This is a genomic window from Flagellimonas algicida, assembly GCF_049629585.1.
Classification (GTDB): Bacteria; Bacteroidota; Bacteroidia; order Flavobacteriales; family Flavobacteriaceae; genus Flagellimonas.
In genome coordinates this window covers 83,641-98,728 of the sequence record NZ_JBMYIX010000001.1, presented here as the reverse complement: position 1 = coordinate 98,728, position 15,088 = coordinate 83,641, and the positions used below count along the sequence as shown (strand labels likewise).

The following is a 15,088-nucleotide window of genomic DNA, read 5'->3' as shown; positions in this document are numbered from 1 at the left end:
ATAGGCTATTCCTAGTCAAGAAAAAAATCATCTTTGAATCCGATCAGATAGAGTTGTCGCTTGGCCCTAGTCACTGCCGTATACAACCATCTCAAATAATCTTTGTCCACCCCATTGGGCAAATAGGGTTGTTCCACAAAAACGGTCTCCCACTGCCCTCCTTGGGATTTATGACAGGTAATGGCATAGGAGAACTTTACTTGCAGCGCATTGAAAAACTTATTGTTCTTTACTCCCAAGAACTTTTTGTATTTGGACTTTTCATGGGCATAGTCCTTTAGTACTTCTTGATACAGTCTATTACCATCTTCATAGGAAAGTGATGGGGTTTCCGAATCGATGGTATCCAATAACAGAACAGTCTCAAAAGGTTTCTGATTGGGATAGTCCACCATCTTCACCTTTACTTCGGCAAACCTGAAACCGTAGAGTTCCTTTATGGCAAAAAGTTCCAGCACTTCAATGATATCGCCATTGGCGATAAATCCCGCTTCGGAATTGGGCCTAAGCCAAAAATAATTGTTCTTCACTACCATCATATAATCTCCCACGGCGATGTCATTGTCCAGAAAAAGAATGCGCTCCCGTATATTTTTGTTGTACAGATTGGCGCGTTTGTTGGAACGGACAATGATGGCGGTCTCTTCTTTTCCATTCTGATGGTACGAACTATCTATGGCCTCTTGTATTTCCGTTCCGTCGATAAGGCGAACGATATCGGTAAAAGAGCCCAGTTCAAATTTGAAGCCGTCAAAAAAATGGGTCTGTAATTGCTCCCTTAAATTGGTAGCGTTGTACAGGATTCCCGAATCATCGGTCTGGCGCATGACCTCGTCCAGTTCCATAAAATTTACTTCCTTATTATAATTAAGGGACAGTCGGTCTTCATCCAACGCCGGACTCAACTCCAATTTCACGGGAGGCAACTGGGCCGTATCCCCGATCAGTACCAGTTTACAATTATGCCCGGAATGCACATAAAAGATAAGGTCGTCCAGCAGGGAGCCATTTTCAAAAAGTTTGGAATCAGCAGGGCTATCCGGAATCATGGAAGCCTCATCCACAATAAATAGTGTGTTTCTATGCTTGTTCGGTGCCAGGACAAATTGTACCCCTCCCCCGGATTGTTTTTTGGGAAAGTAAATCTTCTTGTGGATCGTGAAGGCTTGGTTGCCAGAATAGACCGACATGACTTTGGCTGCTCTTCCGGTCGGGGCCATGAGCACTGCGCTCATCTTTACCTTCCAAAGACTGCTTACCAAGGTGGCCACAATAGTGGTCTTTCCTGTTCCGGCAAACCCCTTTAAGAGAAATATCTCGTCCTTTTTGCCATTCAATACAAATTGGGCCAATTTTGTTAAGGCCACCTCCTGTTTTTCGGTAGGGAGATGGGGAAACTTTTCGGCTAAAATGCTTAAAAATTTAGGTGCTGTGGGATGGTCCATGAGCCTCTAAAGTAAGCATGGATTTTTAAAGCAAAAAGTTTCGTGATTAAAAAAAAATTGTAGATTTGTCTGTAACCACTAAATTAACTTAGAAAGACAGTAGCAGATATGTTAAACTTAATCCTTATCGTTGTATTGATTGCCCTTTTGACCATAGGGCTTGTATTCCTGATTGACAGATTTTTACCTCAAAAAATAAAGCCTGTACTTGTAATTGCCTTTGGTCTTTTGAGCATTTTCCTTGGATATAAAATTTACCAATCCATCAATGCCCCTATAGAATTTAACAAAGTAAGAAAAGAAAGATTTTCACAAGTAATTGCCAAACTTAAAGACATTAGGGATTCACAAGAAGCCTATAAAACCGTAAATGGAAGGTACGCTGGCAATTTCAATAGCCTAATACAGTTTATCGATACTGGAAACTACACCATCACCTCTCAAAAGGATTCTTCTTTTATGAGATATGACAAAGTATACCAGATTGAACTCCAACAAGACACCGTCATCATTGATACCCTTGGACAGGTAAAAGTGAAAGATTCCTTGTTTGGAGCCGATAATCGTTACAAAACCATGATGAATGTTCCATATGCCCAGAATGGTGAGAAATTTGAAATGAAGGCAGACATTATCGATAAAAGCGGGTATAAAGCTCCTGTTTTTGAAGCCAAGGTGAAGAAGAACGTTGTTCTATATGACCAACCCAAAGATTTATTGGATAGGGAAAACGCACATCAAAGTGTGGAAGAGGTCAATGGGACCGAAATCAAAGTGGGCTCACTTACCGACGTAAGTACAAATGGTAACTGGCCTCCTATCTATGACAGAAAAAACAACTGATATAGCACAGTCAAAGACAAATAACACTTTTAGAAAATTGTCCATTCAAGTCGGCTTGAATGGACTTTCTTTTTGTGTACTGGACACGGTTTCCAATAAAATACTCGCTTTTGAGAAAATAGCGTTCAAGGCTCCTTCCACGCCTTATCTAATGCTCAAGGAACTCAAGAATATGTTGGGTCAAAAAAGCAATATTGGAAATGAGTTTTCAGAAGTTTTGGTCATTCATAAAAACAACATGTTCAGCTTGGTACCCAAGCCCCTCTTCAATGTCGAGGAACTTCCCAACTATTTAAAGTTCAATGCCAAGATCATGGCAAATGACCTTATTGCCCATGATGAAATACCCAATCAGGATATCATCAATGTATATGTACCCTATACCAATGTCAACAACTACATTTTTGATCTTTTTGGTGAATTTGAGTTCAAACATAGCGGCACGGTCCTCATCAGTACATTGTTGAACCAAAATAGGATTTCGGACCAAACTGTATGTTACATCCAAGTGTCTGAAAAAGATATGGAAATGATGGTGGTTTCCAACAAGAAACTGCTTTTCTACAACCAGTTTGAATATCAGACCAAGGAAGATTTCCTATACTACCTCCTTTTCAGTATGGAACAGTTGCAGTTGGATTCTCGAAAAGTACAACTAAAATTATTCGGGAACATAGAGGAAGGTGATGCCATCTATGAACTTTGTCGTGGATATATAGAGCATGTTTCCGTCTTTATTCCAGGTAACCTTCCTTTTCCTTATGAGGAGTTAGAGGACGAGACTATAGATTTTTCCATACTCAGTACCCTATAATGCGCATCATTTCTGGAAAATATAAGGGAAAGCGCATCACGGCACCCAAAAAACTTCCTGTACGTCCTACCACAGATATGGCCAAGGAGGGGCTCTTCAATATCCTCAACAACCGTTTTTACTTTGACGGACTCAAGGTGTTGGACCTATTTTCCGGAACGGGGAATATCAGCTTTGAATTTGCATCACGGGATGCAGGGGAAATCATGGCCGTGGACAGTTTTGCAGGCTGCGTGCATTTTATCTCCAAAATGGCCCAAGAAATGGATTTTCCCATCACCACGACCAAGTCCGATGTATTCAAATTTTTGGAGCGTAGCCCAGAAAAGTTCAACATTGTGTTTGCAGACCCTCCCTACAACTTTGATCAGAATCAATTTTTAAAAATTGCGGATTTGGTGTTTGAAAGGCAATTGCTGCTGGATGACGGTCTTTTGATCATTGAACATTCGGACAAGACCGACTTGTCCGAACACCCAAAATTTTCGGAAAACCGTAAATACGGCGGCAGTGTGTTCAGTTTTTTTGAAGCATAAAAAAGCAGGCCATAAGCCGGATTCTGTCGAGCCTTACCATTTATCTAGGCTTTTGGTTGCCCAAAAGCTCCAACCGCCTACCCTCCAATTTGGACGTGCAGTCCTCAAACATTGGTTTACGTGGCGTTTCACCGCATAGAGTTTACCTGATTTCACTACAGCCGAACTGTACTTGCTTTCTGTTGCACTGGTCCTCGCCTTTCAACGGACGGGCGTTACCCGCTATGCTGCACTATGGTGTCCGGACTTTCCTCCCTGTCCTGAACTTGATTCAGGATCCATAATGGATGCCGAAACTAGTTCGGCACACGGCGGTAAGGTGGCCTGCTGGCGGCAAAGGTAACGCAATTGTTAATAAAAAAAGGGTTACATCAGCACTCATGTACTACTTTCACGGCTCCTATTTTTATATTTGTAGGAACGCAATTGTATCATTGATTTTGGAACCCTTTATTGTATCGGCAAGGAAATATCGCCCACAGACTTTTAAGGATGTGGTGGGCCAGGGTGCCATTACCAATACATTGCTGAATGCCATAGAGAACAACCACCTGGCACAAGCGCTTTTATTCTGTGGACCAAGGGGTGTGGGTAAAACCACCTGTGCACGGATATTGGCTAAAAAAATCAATCAGGATGGCACCGAACGGGACGATGAGGATTTTGCCTTCAATATCTTTGAGCTCGATGCCGCCTCCAATAATTCCGTGGACGATATCCGGAGTCTGATCGACCAAGTACGGATACCTCCCCAAGTAGGCAAATACAAGGTCTACATCATTGACGAGGTACACATGCTCTCCCAATCGGCGTTCAATGCTTTTTTAAAGACGTTGGAAGAGCCACCAAAGCACGCCATCTTTATCTTGGCCACCACGGAAAAACACAAAATAATCCCAACCATTCTATCCCGATGCCAAATTTTTGATTTTAAGCGCATCACGGTAAAGGATGCTACGGAGTACCTTAAATACATCGCGGAGCAACAAGGGATTGAGGCAGAGGAAAGTGCCCTTCACATCATAGCCCAAAAGGCAGATGGTGCCATGCGCGATGCCCTCTCCATTTTTGACCGGGTAGTAAGTTTTTCGGGCAAGGAATTGACCCGTAAAGCCGTGACAGAAAATTTAAACGTGTTGGATTATGACACTTATTTTTCTGCAACGGACCTTATCTTGGAAAACAAGATTCCAGAGCTCCTGATACTTTTGAACGATACCTTGTCCTATGGATTTGATGGCCATCATTTTATCACAGGCCTAGCGTCCCATTTCAGGGATTTAATGGTATGCCAACATCCCGAGACCATAGCCCTTTTGGAAGTAGGCGAAGATGTCAAGAATCAATATAAGGAGCAGGCTGCAAAAGCCTCCAAGGATTTCCTTTTAAAAGCCATTGATTTGGCCAATGACTGCGACCTCAAGTACAAATCCAGTAAAAACCAACGCCTGTTGGTTGAACTTACCCTTATGAAATTGGCCTCCATCACTTATGATGGAGAAAAAAAAAAGTCTGATTTTATAATCCCTGCCTCATTTTTTTCTGGAAGGCCCAAAACCCATGGAGCTGCTCCCCCAAAAACCAACGGTTCACCCAAAACGGCGACCCATACGGTAACAGAAACTGTTCATGAGACAACCGAGCCTCAACCCGTATTGGCACAAGAGCCCCAGGAAGAATATCAACCCGCAAAAAAGATCCAGATAAAGTCTTCGGAGAAAAGGGTGTCCGGACTATCGCTATCCAGTATCAAGGCCAAAAAGGCCCACGAAAACACCAAAACGTCAGAGGTTGATCAAGAGGAACTCCCCAAAGAGCCGTTTACCGAAGCAGAAATGCAAACCCATTGGGACGATTTTGTAGATCAATTGGAAGACAAAGGCCGAAAAATCCTGGCCAGTAACCTCCAAACCGATGTTCCCAAATTAAAAAATGACCATACCATTTGGATAGAGCTTCCCAACAGTACCATGAAAAAGGAGGTGGAACGGGAACAAAGCCTAATGCTCAACTACCTCAAGGAAAAGCTGAACAACCATTCCATCACCCTTCACATTACCGTGAATGAGGAAGTAGCCAAAAAGTTTGCCTTTACCCCAGAAGAAAAGTATGAGAAATTACGGGAAAAGAATCCCGCCATAGATCTCTTGCGCAAGGAGTTCGACCTAGATTTTTAGTCATACCAACCCATTCCATTATCTTTGCACCTGAATCTTGAAAAGTACCATTATGCTAGGGCTTAAACTACCGACCGACCCCAGATGGGTGAACATTGTTGAAAAGAATATTGAGGAAATCCTTACCGATCATGCCTATTGTGAGCAAAAAGCGGCCAGTACCGCCATTTCACTGATTATTGGTTTTCCAGAAAAATCTGAATTGGTCAAGGAAATGACCGCCTTGGCGCGTGAGGAAATGGGGCACTTTAACATGGTCCATGACAAAATCTTGAAACGGGGTTGGGTCTTGGGTCGAGAGCGAAAAGACGAATATGTAATCGAGTTGATGAAGTTTTTCCCAAAGGGAGGTAGCAAAGAAACCCATTTGGTGCATAAGCTGCTCTATGCGGCTTTGATTGAAGCGCGAAGCTGTGAACGTTTCCGTTTACTTTCCGAAGAAATTGCAGATGAGGAACTCTCCGAATTCTACCGCAATCTTATGGTCAGTGAGGCCAACCATTATACCATGTTCCTAACTTTTGCCCGAAAATATGGCAAAAAGGAAGAGGTGGACCAAAAATGGCAGGACCTATTGGACTATGAGGCCAGTCTTATGAAAGACTTGGGCAAAAGGGAAACCATGCACGGATAATCAATGTTAACCGTTACAAGATTTCTTTTTTCACAACAAAAATAAAACCGCCAAGTTTTTTGATTTGGCGGTTTACTTCTTTATTAAAGTATATTTTTCTACAATGGACAGTTTGGATCAATGCCCTCATCATCGATGGTCCAACCATGGTCTGATTCCAATGTATTGATTATATCCGCTGACTCACATTGATAAATACCTGAAGCCCCTAGATCAACACCGTCCTGAAAATTTTCCGATTTGTACCATTCTATAAGGGTCTTGTCGAAATTGGCTGTAGAAAGCCCAGAAGCAGAAAACATGCCACTCATGGTGGTTACCTGGCCAATATTCCAATCACCAAGGTCTTTATCAAAGGATTCTGCGTCATAGAACATGTTGCTCATTGCTGTTACCTTCCCAACCTTCCAATCACCAATATCAACATTAAAAGCGGTAGCAAAAGCGAACATACCGCTCATGTTCTCCACATTATCCACCTCCCATTCACTGATATCTGAATTAAACTCAATAGCCTCACTGAACATATCCGACATATCGGTCACGCTTTTTACATCCCAGTTAGATAAATCTTCATTGAAAAGATAGATTCCTTGAAACATAGAACTCATATCGGTCACTTTGCTTACGTCCCAAGCATTGAAGTTGGTTTCATAAATATTTTCAGCATAAGAGAACATTTTGGACATATTCGTTACATCTCTAAGATCGGGAACATCTATAGCGTTATATACCATATTAAAACACCCTGAGAAAGCACTTTGGAAAGACCTCCACTCAATAGTCCCCCACTGGTCTAGACTGAAAAGCTCTTGAGTAGAGGCATATTCCCAACCCATACGTATCGCTGGGAATACATTGATAATCGATATTTGATAAGTCCCTGGATCATCATAAGTATGCGATATTGAGTACTCAATATCGGTTATGTCTTCAATGGTGCCATCACCCCAGTTAATCGTAAAATCATATGAATAATTATCGTCCAAAACCATTATCAAAGTTAAATCCTCCAAATCTATCCCTCCCATTATCCAAGTGGTCACAAAAGCGTTCTTATCGTTGGGGAAAGGTTCCGGAACGTCCGCAACAGTAATGGAAACAGTGGTTTCCGTAGTTTTGTCCCCATCACTTACGCTAATAGTGATGCTATGCTGTTCCAAGGTCTCAAAGTCCAGGGTCATACCATCCTTTACAGTCACTTCCCCATTTGATGATATATCAAACAGTTCACCGCTATTTCCGGTTATGGAATAGGTCAGATTATCTTGATCGGGATCGGTTGCCGAAACCTGCCCAATGGAACCACTGTCTTCGGATACCGTGAACGTATACCCTTCATTGTTGAATGTAGGGGCTTGATTTGAAGGTACCGGTGGTTCTGGGGTGTCCTCTTTGCTACAGGAAACCACTAAGAGAACTATCCCAATGATACTAAGAATTTTAATTAATTTCATGATAAGATGTCTTTTATTACATCTCAATTTCAACAATTAAAGACTTATAAGAGAGGGACAATTGACGAACGGCATATTTGGATTGACGGATATAGTATTATAATTGATGTATAGGGTTTAAAAGCCATAAGAACAGTGCTTCTATGGACCTTAAAAATGGAAAACGCATGAGCAACCTTACTGGTAGTACAACGTCTTGATCATACCATCGGCCAACCCTATCTTTGGCACATGGATTTTTTTGGCCTTGCTCCATTTGGCTGCATTCAAGAATATTTTGGTAGCGGGTATGATTACATCGGCCCGGTCTTGGTTAAGCCCCAGCTCGGCAATCCGGTCTTCATATTCCATACTGTTCAAAAAGTGGTATTGGGCATTCAACCAGATATAGGACAAAGGTTGTCCAATTTTCCGCCCCGACATTTTGTGTAGCTTATTGATGTTTCCTCCCGAGCCAATGATTTCCACCAACCTATCCTGCCCTACGTATGAGGCTATCCAAACTTTAATGTCGTCCCAAACGGTATCCTTGACCAAATTGTTGAGGATACGAACGGTCCCTATTTCAAAAGAACGGGACACTATAGGTGCTCCTTTGTCAAAAACGGTGAATTCGGTGCTTCCACCTCCTACATCGACATAGAGATAGAATCGGTCCGTTTTTATCACATCCTTTAAATCTGTGGATGCTATGATGGCCGCTTCACGTTTGCCATCAATAATTTCTATGTTGATGTTGGATTCTCGCTGTATTTTTTCAATGACCTCCTGACCATTTTTTGCATCGCGCAGCGCTGAAGTGGCACAGGCCATATATTTTTCCACGCCATAGACCTGCATCAACAGGTCAAAGGATTGCATAGTTTTAATGAGACGTTTAAGACTGGAGTCCGAGATTTCACCCCGCAAAAAAGAATCTTCCCCCAAACGAACGGGCACCCGTACCAGCTCACTCTTTTTGAACAAGGTAGGCTTGTCTTTCTGCTCAATCACGTTGTTGATGAGCAATCGTATGGCATTGGACCCAATGTCTATGGCCGCAAACTTTCGTATTAGCAAATGTGTAGGGTATTACGATTCCAACTTCTTCTGATAATAATGATAGAGCTCAAACTGCGATCTCAGCTCAGGCTCACCTTTGGCACGCTGCCGATAGGCATTGTCCTGCTTTTCCGAAAATACCCGGGCTTTTAGGTTATCCTTCCAAGATATCTCGAAAGTATCCAAAAGCTCCTGTTTGATTTCCGGGTCATAAATGGGGCACCCCACTTCAACCCTAAAATCAAGGTTTCGCGTCATCCAATCTGCAGAGGAGATATAAATCTTGGGATCACCATTATTTCCAAAGATGAACAATCTAGGATGCTCCAAAAACTTGTCCACAATACTAATGGCCTCAATATTCTCGCTCATGCCCGGTACTCCCGGAATAAGGCAACAGATTCCCCGGACCACCATCTGAATCTTTACGCCTGCCCTACTGGCTTCATACAGTTTGTCCACCATTTTGTACGAAGTGAGGCTGTTCATCTTTATTTTGATATAGGCCTCCCTACCCGCTTTGGCATTGACGATCTCCCTATCAATGAGCTTAATAAAGGTAGATTTGGTGTAGTGTGGCGAAACGATCAGGTGCTTGTACTTGTTGATCTTGTAATTGGTCTCAAAGAACCCAAAGACCTTGCTCATATCCTTTAGGATTCCTTGGTGGGCCGTAAAAAGGGTATAATCGGTGTAAATCTTTGCTGTGGATTCATTAAAGTTTCCGGTGCTTATAAAGCCATAGCGTTTGATTCCTTCGGCTTCTTCCCGCTCGATCATACAAATCTTACTGTGCACTTTTAGACCCGGAACGCCAAAAATCAAGTTGATGCCCTCCGCCTGTAATTGGTTGGCATACTCAATATTGGCCTGCTCATCAAATCGGGCCTGCAATTCTATCTGTACCGTGACATGCTTTCCATTTTTTACGGCATTGATCAATGAGGAGGCTATCTGACTATCATTGGCCAATCGGTATACCGTGATCAATATGGTCCTTACCTTGGGGTCCAGTGCGGCTTCCCTTAAAAATTTGGTGATATAGCTAAAGGTATGGTAGGGCGCATAGATCATATAATCCTTGTGCGCTATCATTTCCAATAGACTTCCTTCCATGCTGAGCCCTTTTACGGGAAGCGGATCTATCTTGTCATACATCAAATCATACCTTCCCAAGCTGGGAAAGCCCATATAGTCCCTTCTGTTATGGTAACGTCCTCCCGGAATCACACTATCCGTCCCCATAATGTCCATCTTTTCCTTGAGGAACTGAAGGGTGTCCTTATCAATATTCTTATCATATACAAAACGGACCGGATCACTGATCTTTCTATGCTCCACACTGGAGGATATCTTCTCGATGAAGCTTTTGCTCAGATCGTTATCAATGTCCAATTCGGCATCCCGGGTGATCTTGATCATGTGGGCCGAGATGGATTCAAACTCGAACATGGTGAAGACACTATCCAAACAGAACCGGATCAAGTCGTCCAGAATGATGATATAATTCTTGTCCCCCTCCTTGGGAAGCACCACAAAGCGGTCAATTCCCTTGGGAATCTCGATTAGGGCGTACCGGTTGTGCTTTCGTTCCCCTGAACCGTTTTTCATCACGATTTTCACGGCCAAATAGGCCGCGGTATCCTTCAACAACGGGAATTCGGTGAGGTCGTTCAGGATGATGGTCATCAGCTCTTGATTGACCTTATGAAAGAAATAATCCCGGATAAACTCGGCCTGGCTATCGTTTACTTCATTCTCATCAATAATGAAAATATTTTCTTCCTTGAGTTCCTTTTCAATCTCATTGAAAATTTCCAGACTCCGGGCCTGTTGGGCAATCACGATCTTGGTGATTTCTTCCAGCAAATCCTTCGCCCTTTCACCTCCCAATACGCTTTTTCCCGTTTTTCCAGCATCCACAATACGTTTTACCGTGGCATATCTCACCTTGAAAAACTCATCCAGGTTATTACTGAAAATTCCCAAAAACCGAAGTCGGTCAATCAGGGGTACTTTCTTGTCCGCACTCTCTTGAAGCACCCGGGCATTGAAATGTAACCAACTGATTTCCCTATTTATATATTCATTCTTTGTTTTGACCATTCTTTATTTTAAGTGTTTTGGAAAGATTGTTCGCTCAGTGGTTCCCTTGGAAACCTTGGACCAATCGTCCACATTGAATCTAATGTGCACAAGTCCTGCTGTGGGAACGTTTTCAATATACTGATCTCCCCAAGTATTTGCAAGCGAAGTGAAGGCATAATTATGTCCGAAAATCGCAACGGTTTGAAGGTCATTGTCCAGTTTGCCCACAAATCGTTGGACACTGTCACCGGAAAAGTCATAGAGTGCCTTATCCACCTTGAACCGATTCAAGTCAAAATCAAGGTTCCTTAGGCAAATCATACTGGTGTGCAAGGCCCTATTTGCCGGGCTGGAATAGGCAAAATCTATTTTCGGCGCGTGGTTCCCAAAGGTTTTGGACACCAGATGGGCATCGTTGATCCCTCTTTGAAGCAAGGGTCTATCCTTATCGGACACTTCGTAATCCCAAGAGGATTTTCCATGTCTCATGAGTATCAGTTGTTTCATGTTCAATTGCGTTATGGTGCCAATCGTTCTATCTTCCAGTCGTAATCTTCCTGAAGTGTATATCTGATCCTATCGTGCAGTCGGTTGGGCCTGCCCTGCCAAAATTCTATGGAGACGGGGCGTACCAAAAATCCTCCCCAATTGGAAGGTCTGGGGATTTCCTTCCCTTCATATTTTTTTTCCAAGGCTTCCAATTCCTTTTCCAGAACCTCGCGTGACCCTATGACCTCACTTTGGTTGGAAACCACGGCTCCCAATTGGCTGCCTACGGGTCTGGACTCAAAATACCCGTCCGAGAGGTTTTCGGGGAGTTTCTCGGCAGTACCCTTTATGATTACCTGTCTTTCCAAATTGGGCCAAAAAAAGGAGAGACATAAGGAAGGATTGGCCGCTATGGCCCTACCTTTTTCACTATCATAATTCGTATAAAAAATAAAGCCTTCATGGGTGTACTTTTTCATGAGGACCACCCTATTCTTGGGAAAACCATCCAACCCAATGGTGGAAACCGTCATGGCATTGGGTTCATCCAATCCATCCGTGGCCTCCACTTCATAGAACCATTTTTGGAATTGCTCCATGGGGTTTTCCTTGATGGTCGTTTCCAACAAGGCACTTTTCTCGTAGGATTTTCTGTAATCGCTCAAATCTTTCTGCATACTGTGAATTTCGTTAAAATTCAAATCTCAGCAAAGCATCGCGGTTGGAAAAGTTGTTTTATTTATGTTAAGGTCTCCCCTTAGATTTCAAAGGTTTTGCCATCATCGGCCAAAGCCACATTGGGAAACACCTCCATGGCCTCCTCCCTAAAAAGTTCCAAGGATTTATACCTTGTGGAATAATGCCCCAAGATCAATTTTCCCACGTTGGCCTGTTGGGCTATTTGGGCGGCTTGCTTGGCCGTGGAATGCTTGGTTTTGGCACAAAGATGGGATTCGGTCTCCAAAAAAGTGGATTCATGATAAAGGGCATCTACCCCCTCAATAAGAGGAACTATGGGCTCATGATAGCTTGTATCGCTGCAAAAGGCATAGCTTTTGGGTTTAGGCGGGTCCGAGGTAAGTTTGACATTGGGAATGGTATCCCCATTATTGGAAACGCCATCTGCACCATTTTTGATATGGTTGAATTGACTCCGATCCACACCCAGCCTTTTGGCCGCTTCCACATCCAAGGTCCTTGGGGCCGGTTTTTCTTCAAACACAAACCCGTTGGTGTACACGCGATGGTCTAATGGTACGGTACGGACACTGACCTTCTCATCCTCAAACAAGAGTTCCGATTCCTTGGATTCCAATTCATGGAAAATAAGTGGGAAATTGGTCCAGGAATCACCTAGTTTCAACAATAATGTCACGGCCTGCTTGATTCCTTTTGGGCCATATATGTGCATTTCGCTGTCCCTGCCTAAAAGCCTGAATGTTGAGATCAAGCCTGGCAAGCCAAAAAAATGGTCGCCATGCAAATGCGATATAAAAATGTGCTTGATCCTGGAGAATTTAAGTTTGTACTTTCTGAGTTGTACTTGGGTACCTTCCCCGCAATCGATTAAAAAAAGATGGTTCTTGATTTCCAGCACCTGCGAAGTTGGATTGGTAAACGTTCTTGGAGTTGCGGAATAACATCCTAGAATGGTCAACTTCATAGATCCAAGTCACGTTCAATTTCTTCCATTTCAATCAAATCCTTGGCTTCTTGAACGGTGGGCACCACACTGATTTCATCAGGAACATCGTCATACGATACGGTATTGGTGACCAGCACAAAAGACTTCCCTGAGCCTTTGTGTGTGTTGGATATCTCCAAAAACTCCAACACATCATCTGATGTCAAAGCACTGAAAGAAAACAGATTGACAATGATATTGTCGTGCTTGATCTTGGGGTACGCTTTGTTCAGATTGCCCATGAAGGTGGAAAGCGAGGTCTTTTCTTGAAAAACGATGGTAGTCGTACCTTCTTTGTCGAAAATCATCTTACTGAATTTTTGATGCCAATAAATATAATACTGCCATACGGATGGCCACTCCATTTTCTACTTGGTGCAGAATAATGGACTGATCGGAATCCGCTACATCACTTGTAATCTCAACACCTCTATTGATAGGTCCGGGGTGCATGATCACAATTTCTTTGTCCAAGCTGTTCAACAGCTGTTTATTTACCCCAAATTGTTGGGTGTATTCCCTGATGGAGGGGAAATAGCTAATATCCATACGCTCATGCTGTACACGAAGCATATTGGCCACATCGCACCACTCCAGTGCTTTCCTCAAATTGGTTTCCACAGACACTCCAAGCGATTCTATATACTTTGGAATCAAGGTCTTTGGGCCACATACTTTTACATTGGCCCCTTGCAATTTTAGGGCAAAAATATTGGAAAGGGCCACACGCGAATGGAGAATGTCCCCTACAATGACAATGTTCTTTCCGGCCACGTCACCCAATTTTTCCCGAATGGAATACGAATCCAAAAGGGCTTGGGTAGGATGTTCGTGTGCTCCATCACCGGCATTGACAATGGCTGCCTTCACATGTTTGGACAGAAAAATTCCCGCTCCCGGGTTGGGGTGGCGCATCACTACCAAGTCCACTTTCATGGATAGGATATTGTTTACGGTATCAATAAGGGTCTCCCCTTTCTTTACCGAAGATTGGCCCGCAGAAAAATTGACCACATCCGCTGAAAGTCGCTTTTCGGCCAATTCAAAAGATAGCCGGGTTCGGGTACTGTTTTCAAAAAAGATATTGGCAATGGTAGTATCCCGTAAGGTAGGAACTTTCTTTATCGATCGGTTGATCACTTCCTTAAAATGGTCCGCCGTTTCAAAAATGAGCGTTATATCTTTTTTGTTCAGATATTTTATTCCCAGCAAGTGATTTACACTCAGTTCACTCATTTTAATCTATTTGCTTACTAAATATACCATATCCTCCCCGTCATTTTCCTCCCACATCACCTTAACTTTTTCATCATTGATGGCATCTACCTGCCGTCCCCTATAATTGGGTTGTATGGGCAAGTGTCTGCTAAAACGCCTGTCGATCAACGTCAACAATTCAATACTCTGTGGCCTGCCAAAGGATTGGATGGCCGTTAATGCTGCCCGGATACTTCGTCCCGTATAGAGTACGTCGTCTATGAAGACCACTTTTTTGTCCTCTACCAAAAAGTTCATTTTGGTGGAATTGGCCTTAAGGATCTCCCCTCTTCCAAAATCATCCCGAAAAAATGTGATATCCAAGAAGCCCAAGGCGATATCCTTGATCTTGTATTCCTGTTTGAGGATCTTGGCCAAACGTTCGGCCAAAAAGACACCTCTAGGCTGAATGCCAATCAGGGCTGTATTCGTAAAATCCAAATGGTTTTCTAAAAGCTGACAGGCCAGCCGGTGCAGTATGATATTTATTTCCTTTGAAGTAAGCAGTACTTTTTGACTCATATGCTTTGCGACCGACTCATTTGTATGCAAAAGTAAGCAATTCTTTAAAATGCCAACACTATAAAAAAAGCCCCGCTGTTTCCAGCAGGGCTTTCGCTATA

15 protein-coding genes and 1 other RNA gene are annotated in these 15,088 nt (G+C 43.0%); 5 read left to right on the top strand and 11 right to left on the bottom strand.

Annotation, left to right across the window (positions count from 1 at the left end; translation table 11 throughout):
- Positions 1-11 precede the first annotated feature (11 nt).
- Positions 12-1,445 carry an ATP-dependent DNA helicase gene (locus ACPD8L_RS00470; RefSeq protein ID WP_293299685.1) on the bottom strand — a complete coding sequence of 478 codons (1,434 nt, stop codon included), beginning with the start codon at positions 1,443-1,445 and terminating at the stop codon, positions 12-14.
- Between the two features lie 195 nt (positions 1,446-1,640).
- Between ACPD8L_RS00470 and ACPD8L_RS00465 the strand changes: the two genes are divergently transcribed.
- Genes ACPD8L_RS00465 through ACPD8L_RS00455 form a run of 3 tightly spaced genes read left to right on the top strand, consistent with a single transcriptional unit; the run spans position 1,641 to position 3,638 of the window.
- Positions 1,641-2,288: a hypothetical protein gene (locus ACPD8L_RS00465; RefSeq protein WP_421810978.1), complete on the top strand. Its 648-nt coding sequence runs from the start codon at positions 1,641-1,643 to the stop codon at positions 2,286-2,288.
- On the top strand, positions 2,248-3,102 hold the full coding sequence (locus tag ACPD8L_RS00460) for a DUF3822 family protein (protein ID WP_423941126.1): 855 nt from the start codon (positions 2,248-2,250) through the stop codon (positions 3,100-3,102). The genes ACPD8L_RS00465 and ACPD8L_RS00460 overlap by 41 nt, the downstream gene beginning before the upstream one ends.
- Positions 3,102-3,638, top strand: coding sequence for an RsmD family RNA methyltransferase (locus ACPD8L_RS00455; RefSeq protein ID WP_423941123.1), 537 nt, complete (start codon positions 3,102-3,104; stop codon positions 3,636-3,638). Before ACPD8L_RS00460 ends, ACPD8L_RS00455 begins: the two co-directional genes overlap by 1 nt.
- Here ACPD8L_RS00455 and rnpB read toward each other — a convergent pair.
- An RNA gene (gene rnpB / locus ACPD8L_RS00450) (RNase P RNA component class A) lies at positions 3,636-3,969 on the bottom strand. The genes ACPD8L_RS00455 and rnpB overlap by 3 nt on opposite strands.
- A gap of 109 nt (positions 3,970-4,078) precedes the next feature.
- On the opposite strand from rnpB, the gene ACPD8L_RS00445 reads away from it, so the two are divergent.
- The gene (locus ACPD8L_RS00445; protein ID WP_423942955.1) at positions 4,079-5,815 is read left to right on the top strand and encodes a DNA polymerase III subunit gamma/tau; all 1,737 of its coding nucleotides are present in this window, start codon (positions 4,079-4,081) and stop codon (positions 5,813-5,815) included.
- Between the two features lie 52 nt (positions 5,816-5,867).
- Positions 5,868-6,449, top strand: coding sequence for a MiaE family protein (locus ACPD8L_RS00440; RefSeq protein ID WP_423942954.1), 582 nt, complete (start codon positions 5,868-5,870; stop codon positions 6,447-6,449).
- A 98-nt stretch (positions 6,450-6,547) separates the two neighbouring features.
- Here the strand turns inward: ACPD8L_RS00440 and ACPD8L_RS00435 are convergent, their stop codons facing one another.
- The 9 genes from ACPD8L_RS00435 to pyrR form a co-directional block, all read right to left on the bottom strand.
- The gene (locus tag ACPD8L_RS00435) at positions 6,548-7,906 is read right to left on the bottom strand and encodes a BspA family leucine-rich repeat surface protein (protein WP_423941121.1); all 1,359 of its coding nucleotides are present in this window, start codon (positions 7,904-7,906) and stop codon (positions 6,548-6,550) included.
- 177 nt (positions 7,907-8,083) lie between these two features.
- Positions 8,084-8,965, bottom strand: coding sequence for a Ppx/GppA phosphatase family protein (locus ACPD8L_RS00430; RefSeq protein WP_293299675.1), 882 nt, complete (start codon positions 8,963-8,965; stop codon positions 8,084-8,086).
- A gap of 12 nt (positions 8,966-8,977) precedes the next feature.
- On the bottom strand, positions 8,978-11,053 hold the full coding sequence (gene ppk1, locus ACPD8L_RS00425; RefSeq protein ID WP_293299673.1) for a polyphosphate kinase 1: 2,076 nt from the start codon (positions 11,051-11,053) through the stop codon (positions 8,978-8,980).
- A gap of 3 nt (positions 11,054-11,056) precedes the next feature.
- The gene (locus ACPD8L_RS00420; protein ID WP_293299671.1) at positions 11,057-11,542 is read right to left on the bottom strand and encodes a SixA phosphatase family protein; all 486 of its coding nucleotides are present in this window, start codon (positions 11,540-11,542) and stop codon (positions 11,057-11,059) included.
- A gap of 11 nt (positions 11,543-11,553) precedes the next feature.
- A complete protein-coding gene (gene pdxH / locus ACPD8L_RS00415) occupies positions 11,554-12,201 on the bottom strand; it encodes a pyridoxamine 5'-phosphate oxidase (RefSeq protein ID WP_116219242.1) in 648 nt (215 codons plus the stop codon).
- A gap of 80 nt (positions 12,202-12,281) precedes the next feature.
- Positions 12,282-13,187: a ribonuclease Z gene (locus tag ACPD8L_RS00410; RefSeq protein WP_421809027.1), complete on the bottom strand. Its 906-nt coding sequence runs from the start codon at positions 13,185-13,187 to the stop codon at positions 12,282-12,284.
- On the bottom strand, positions 13,184-13,516 hold the full coding sequence (locus ACPD8L_RS00405; protein ID WP_116219244.1) for a ribonuclease Z: 333 nt from the start codon (positions 13,514-13,516) through the stop codon (positions 13,184-13,186). Before ACPD8L_RS00405 ends, ACPD8L_RS00410 begins: the two co-directional genes overlap by 4 nt.
- 1 nt (position 13,517) lies before the next feature.
- The gene (locus ACPD8L_RS00400; RefSeq protein ID WP_423941116.1) at positions 13,518-14,444 is read right to left on the bottom strand and encodes an aspartate carbamoyltransferase catalytic subunit; all 927 of its coding nucleotides are present in this window, start codon (positions 14,442-14,444) and stop codon (positions 13,518-13,520) included.
- 6 nt (positions 14,445-14,450) lie between these two features.
- Positions 14,451-14,987, bottom strand: a complete 537-nt coding sequence (gene pyrR, locus ACPD8L_RS00395; RefSeq protein WP_116219246.1) for a bifunctional pyr operon transcriptional regulator/uracil phosphoribosyltransferase PyrR — start codon at positions 14,985-14,987, stop codon at positions 14,451-14,453.
- Positions 14,988-15,088 lie beyond the last annotated feature (101 nt).

Coding starts and splice junctions, on each gene's coding strand:
- ACPD8L_RS00470 (WP_293299685.1), bottom strand. CDS start 1,445: ATGGACCATCCCACAGCACCTAAATTTTTAAGCATTTTAGCCGAAAAG.
- ACPD8L_RS00460 (WP_423941126.1), top strand. CDS start 2,248: ATGGTAACTGGCCTCCTATCTATGACAGAAAAAACAACTGATATAGCA.
- ACPD8L_RS00455 (WP_423941123.1), top strand. CDS start 3,102: ATGCGCATCATTTCTGGAAAATATAAGGGAAAGCGCATCACGGCACCC.
- ACPD8L_RS00440 (WP_423942954.1), top strand. CDS start 5,868: ATGCTAGGGCTTAAACTACCGACCGACCCCAGATGGGTGAACATTGTT.
- ACPD8L_RS00435 (WP_423941121.1), bottom strand. CDS start 7,906: ATGAAATTAATTAAAATTCTTAGTATCATTGGGATAGTTCTCTTAGTG.
- ppk1 (WP_293299673.1), bottom strand. CDS start 11,053: ATGGTCAAAACAAAGAATGAATATATAAATAGGGAAATCAGTTGGTTA.
- ACPD8L_RS00420 (WP_293299671.1), bottom strand. CDS start 11,542: ATGAAACAACTGATACTCATGAGACATGGAAAATCCTCTTGGGATTAC.
- pdxH (WP_116219242.1), bottom strand. CDS start 12,201: ATGCAGAAAGATTTGAGCGATTACAGAAAATCCTACGAGAAAAGTGCC.
- ACPD8L_RS00410 (WP_421809027.1), bottom strand. CDS start 13,187: ATGAAGTTGACCATTCTAGGATGTTATTCCGCAACTCCAAGAACGTTT.
- ACPD8L_RS00405 (WP_116219244.1), bottom strand. CDS start 13,516: ATGATTTTCGACAAAGAAGGTACGACTACCATCGTTTTTCAAGAAAAG.
- ACPD8L_RS00400 (WP_423941116.1), bottom strand. CDS start 14,444: ATGAGTGAACTGAGTGTAAATCACTTGCTGGGAATAAAATATCTGAAC.
- pyrR (WP_116219246.1), bottom strand. CDS start 14,987: ATGAGTCAAAAAGTACTGCTTACTTCAAAGGAAATAAATATCATACTG.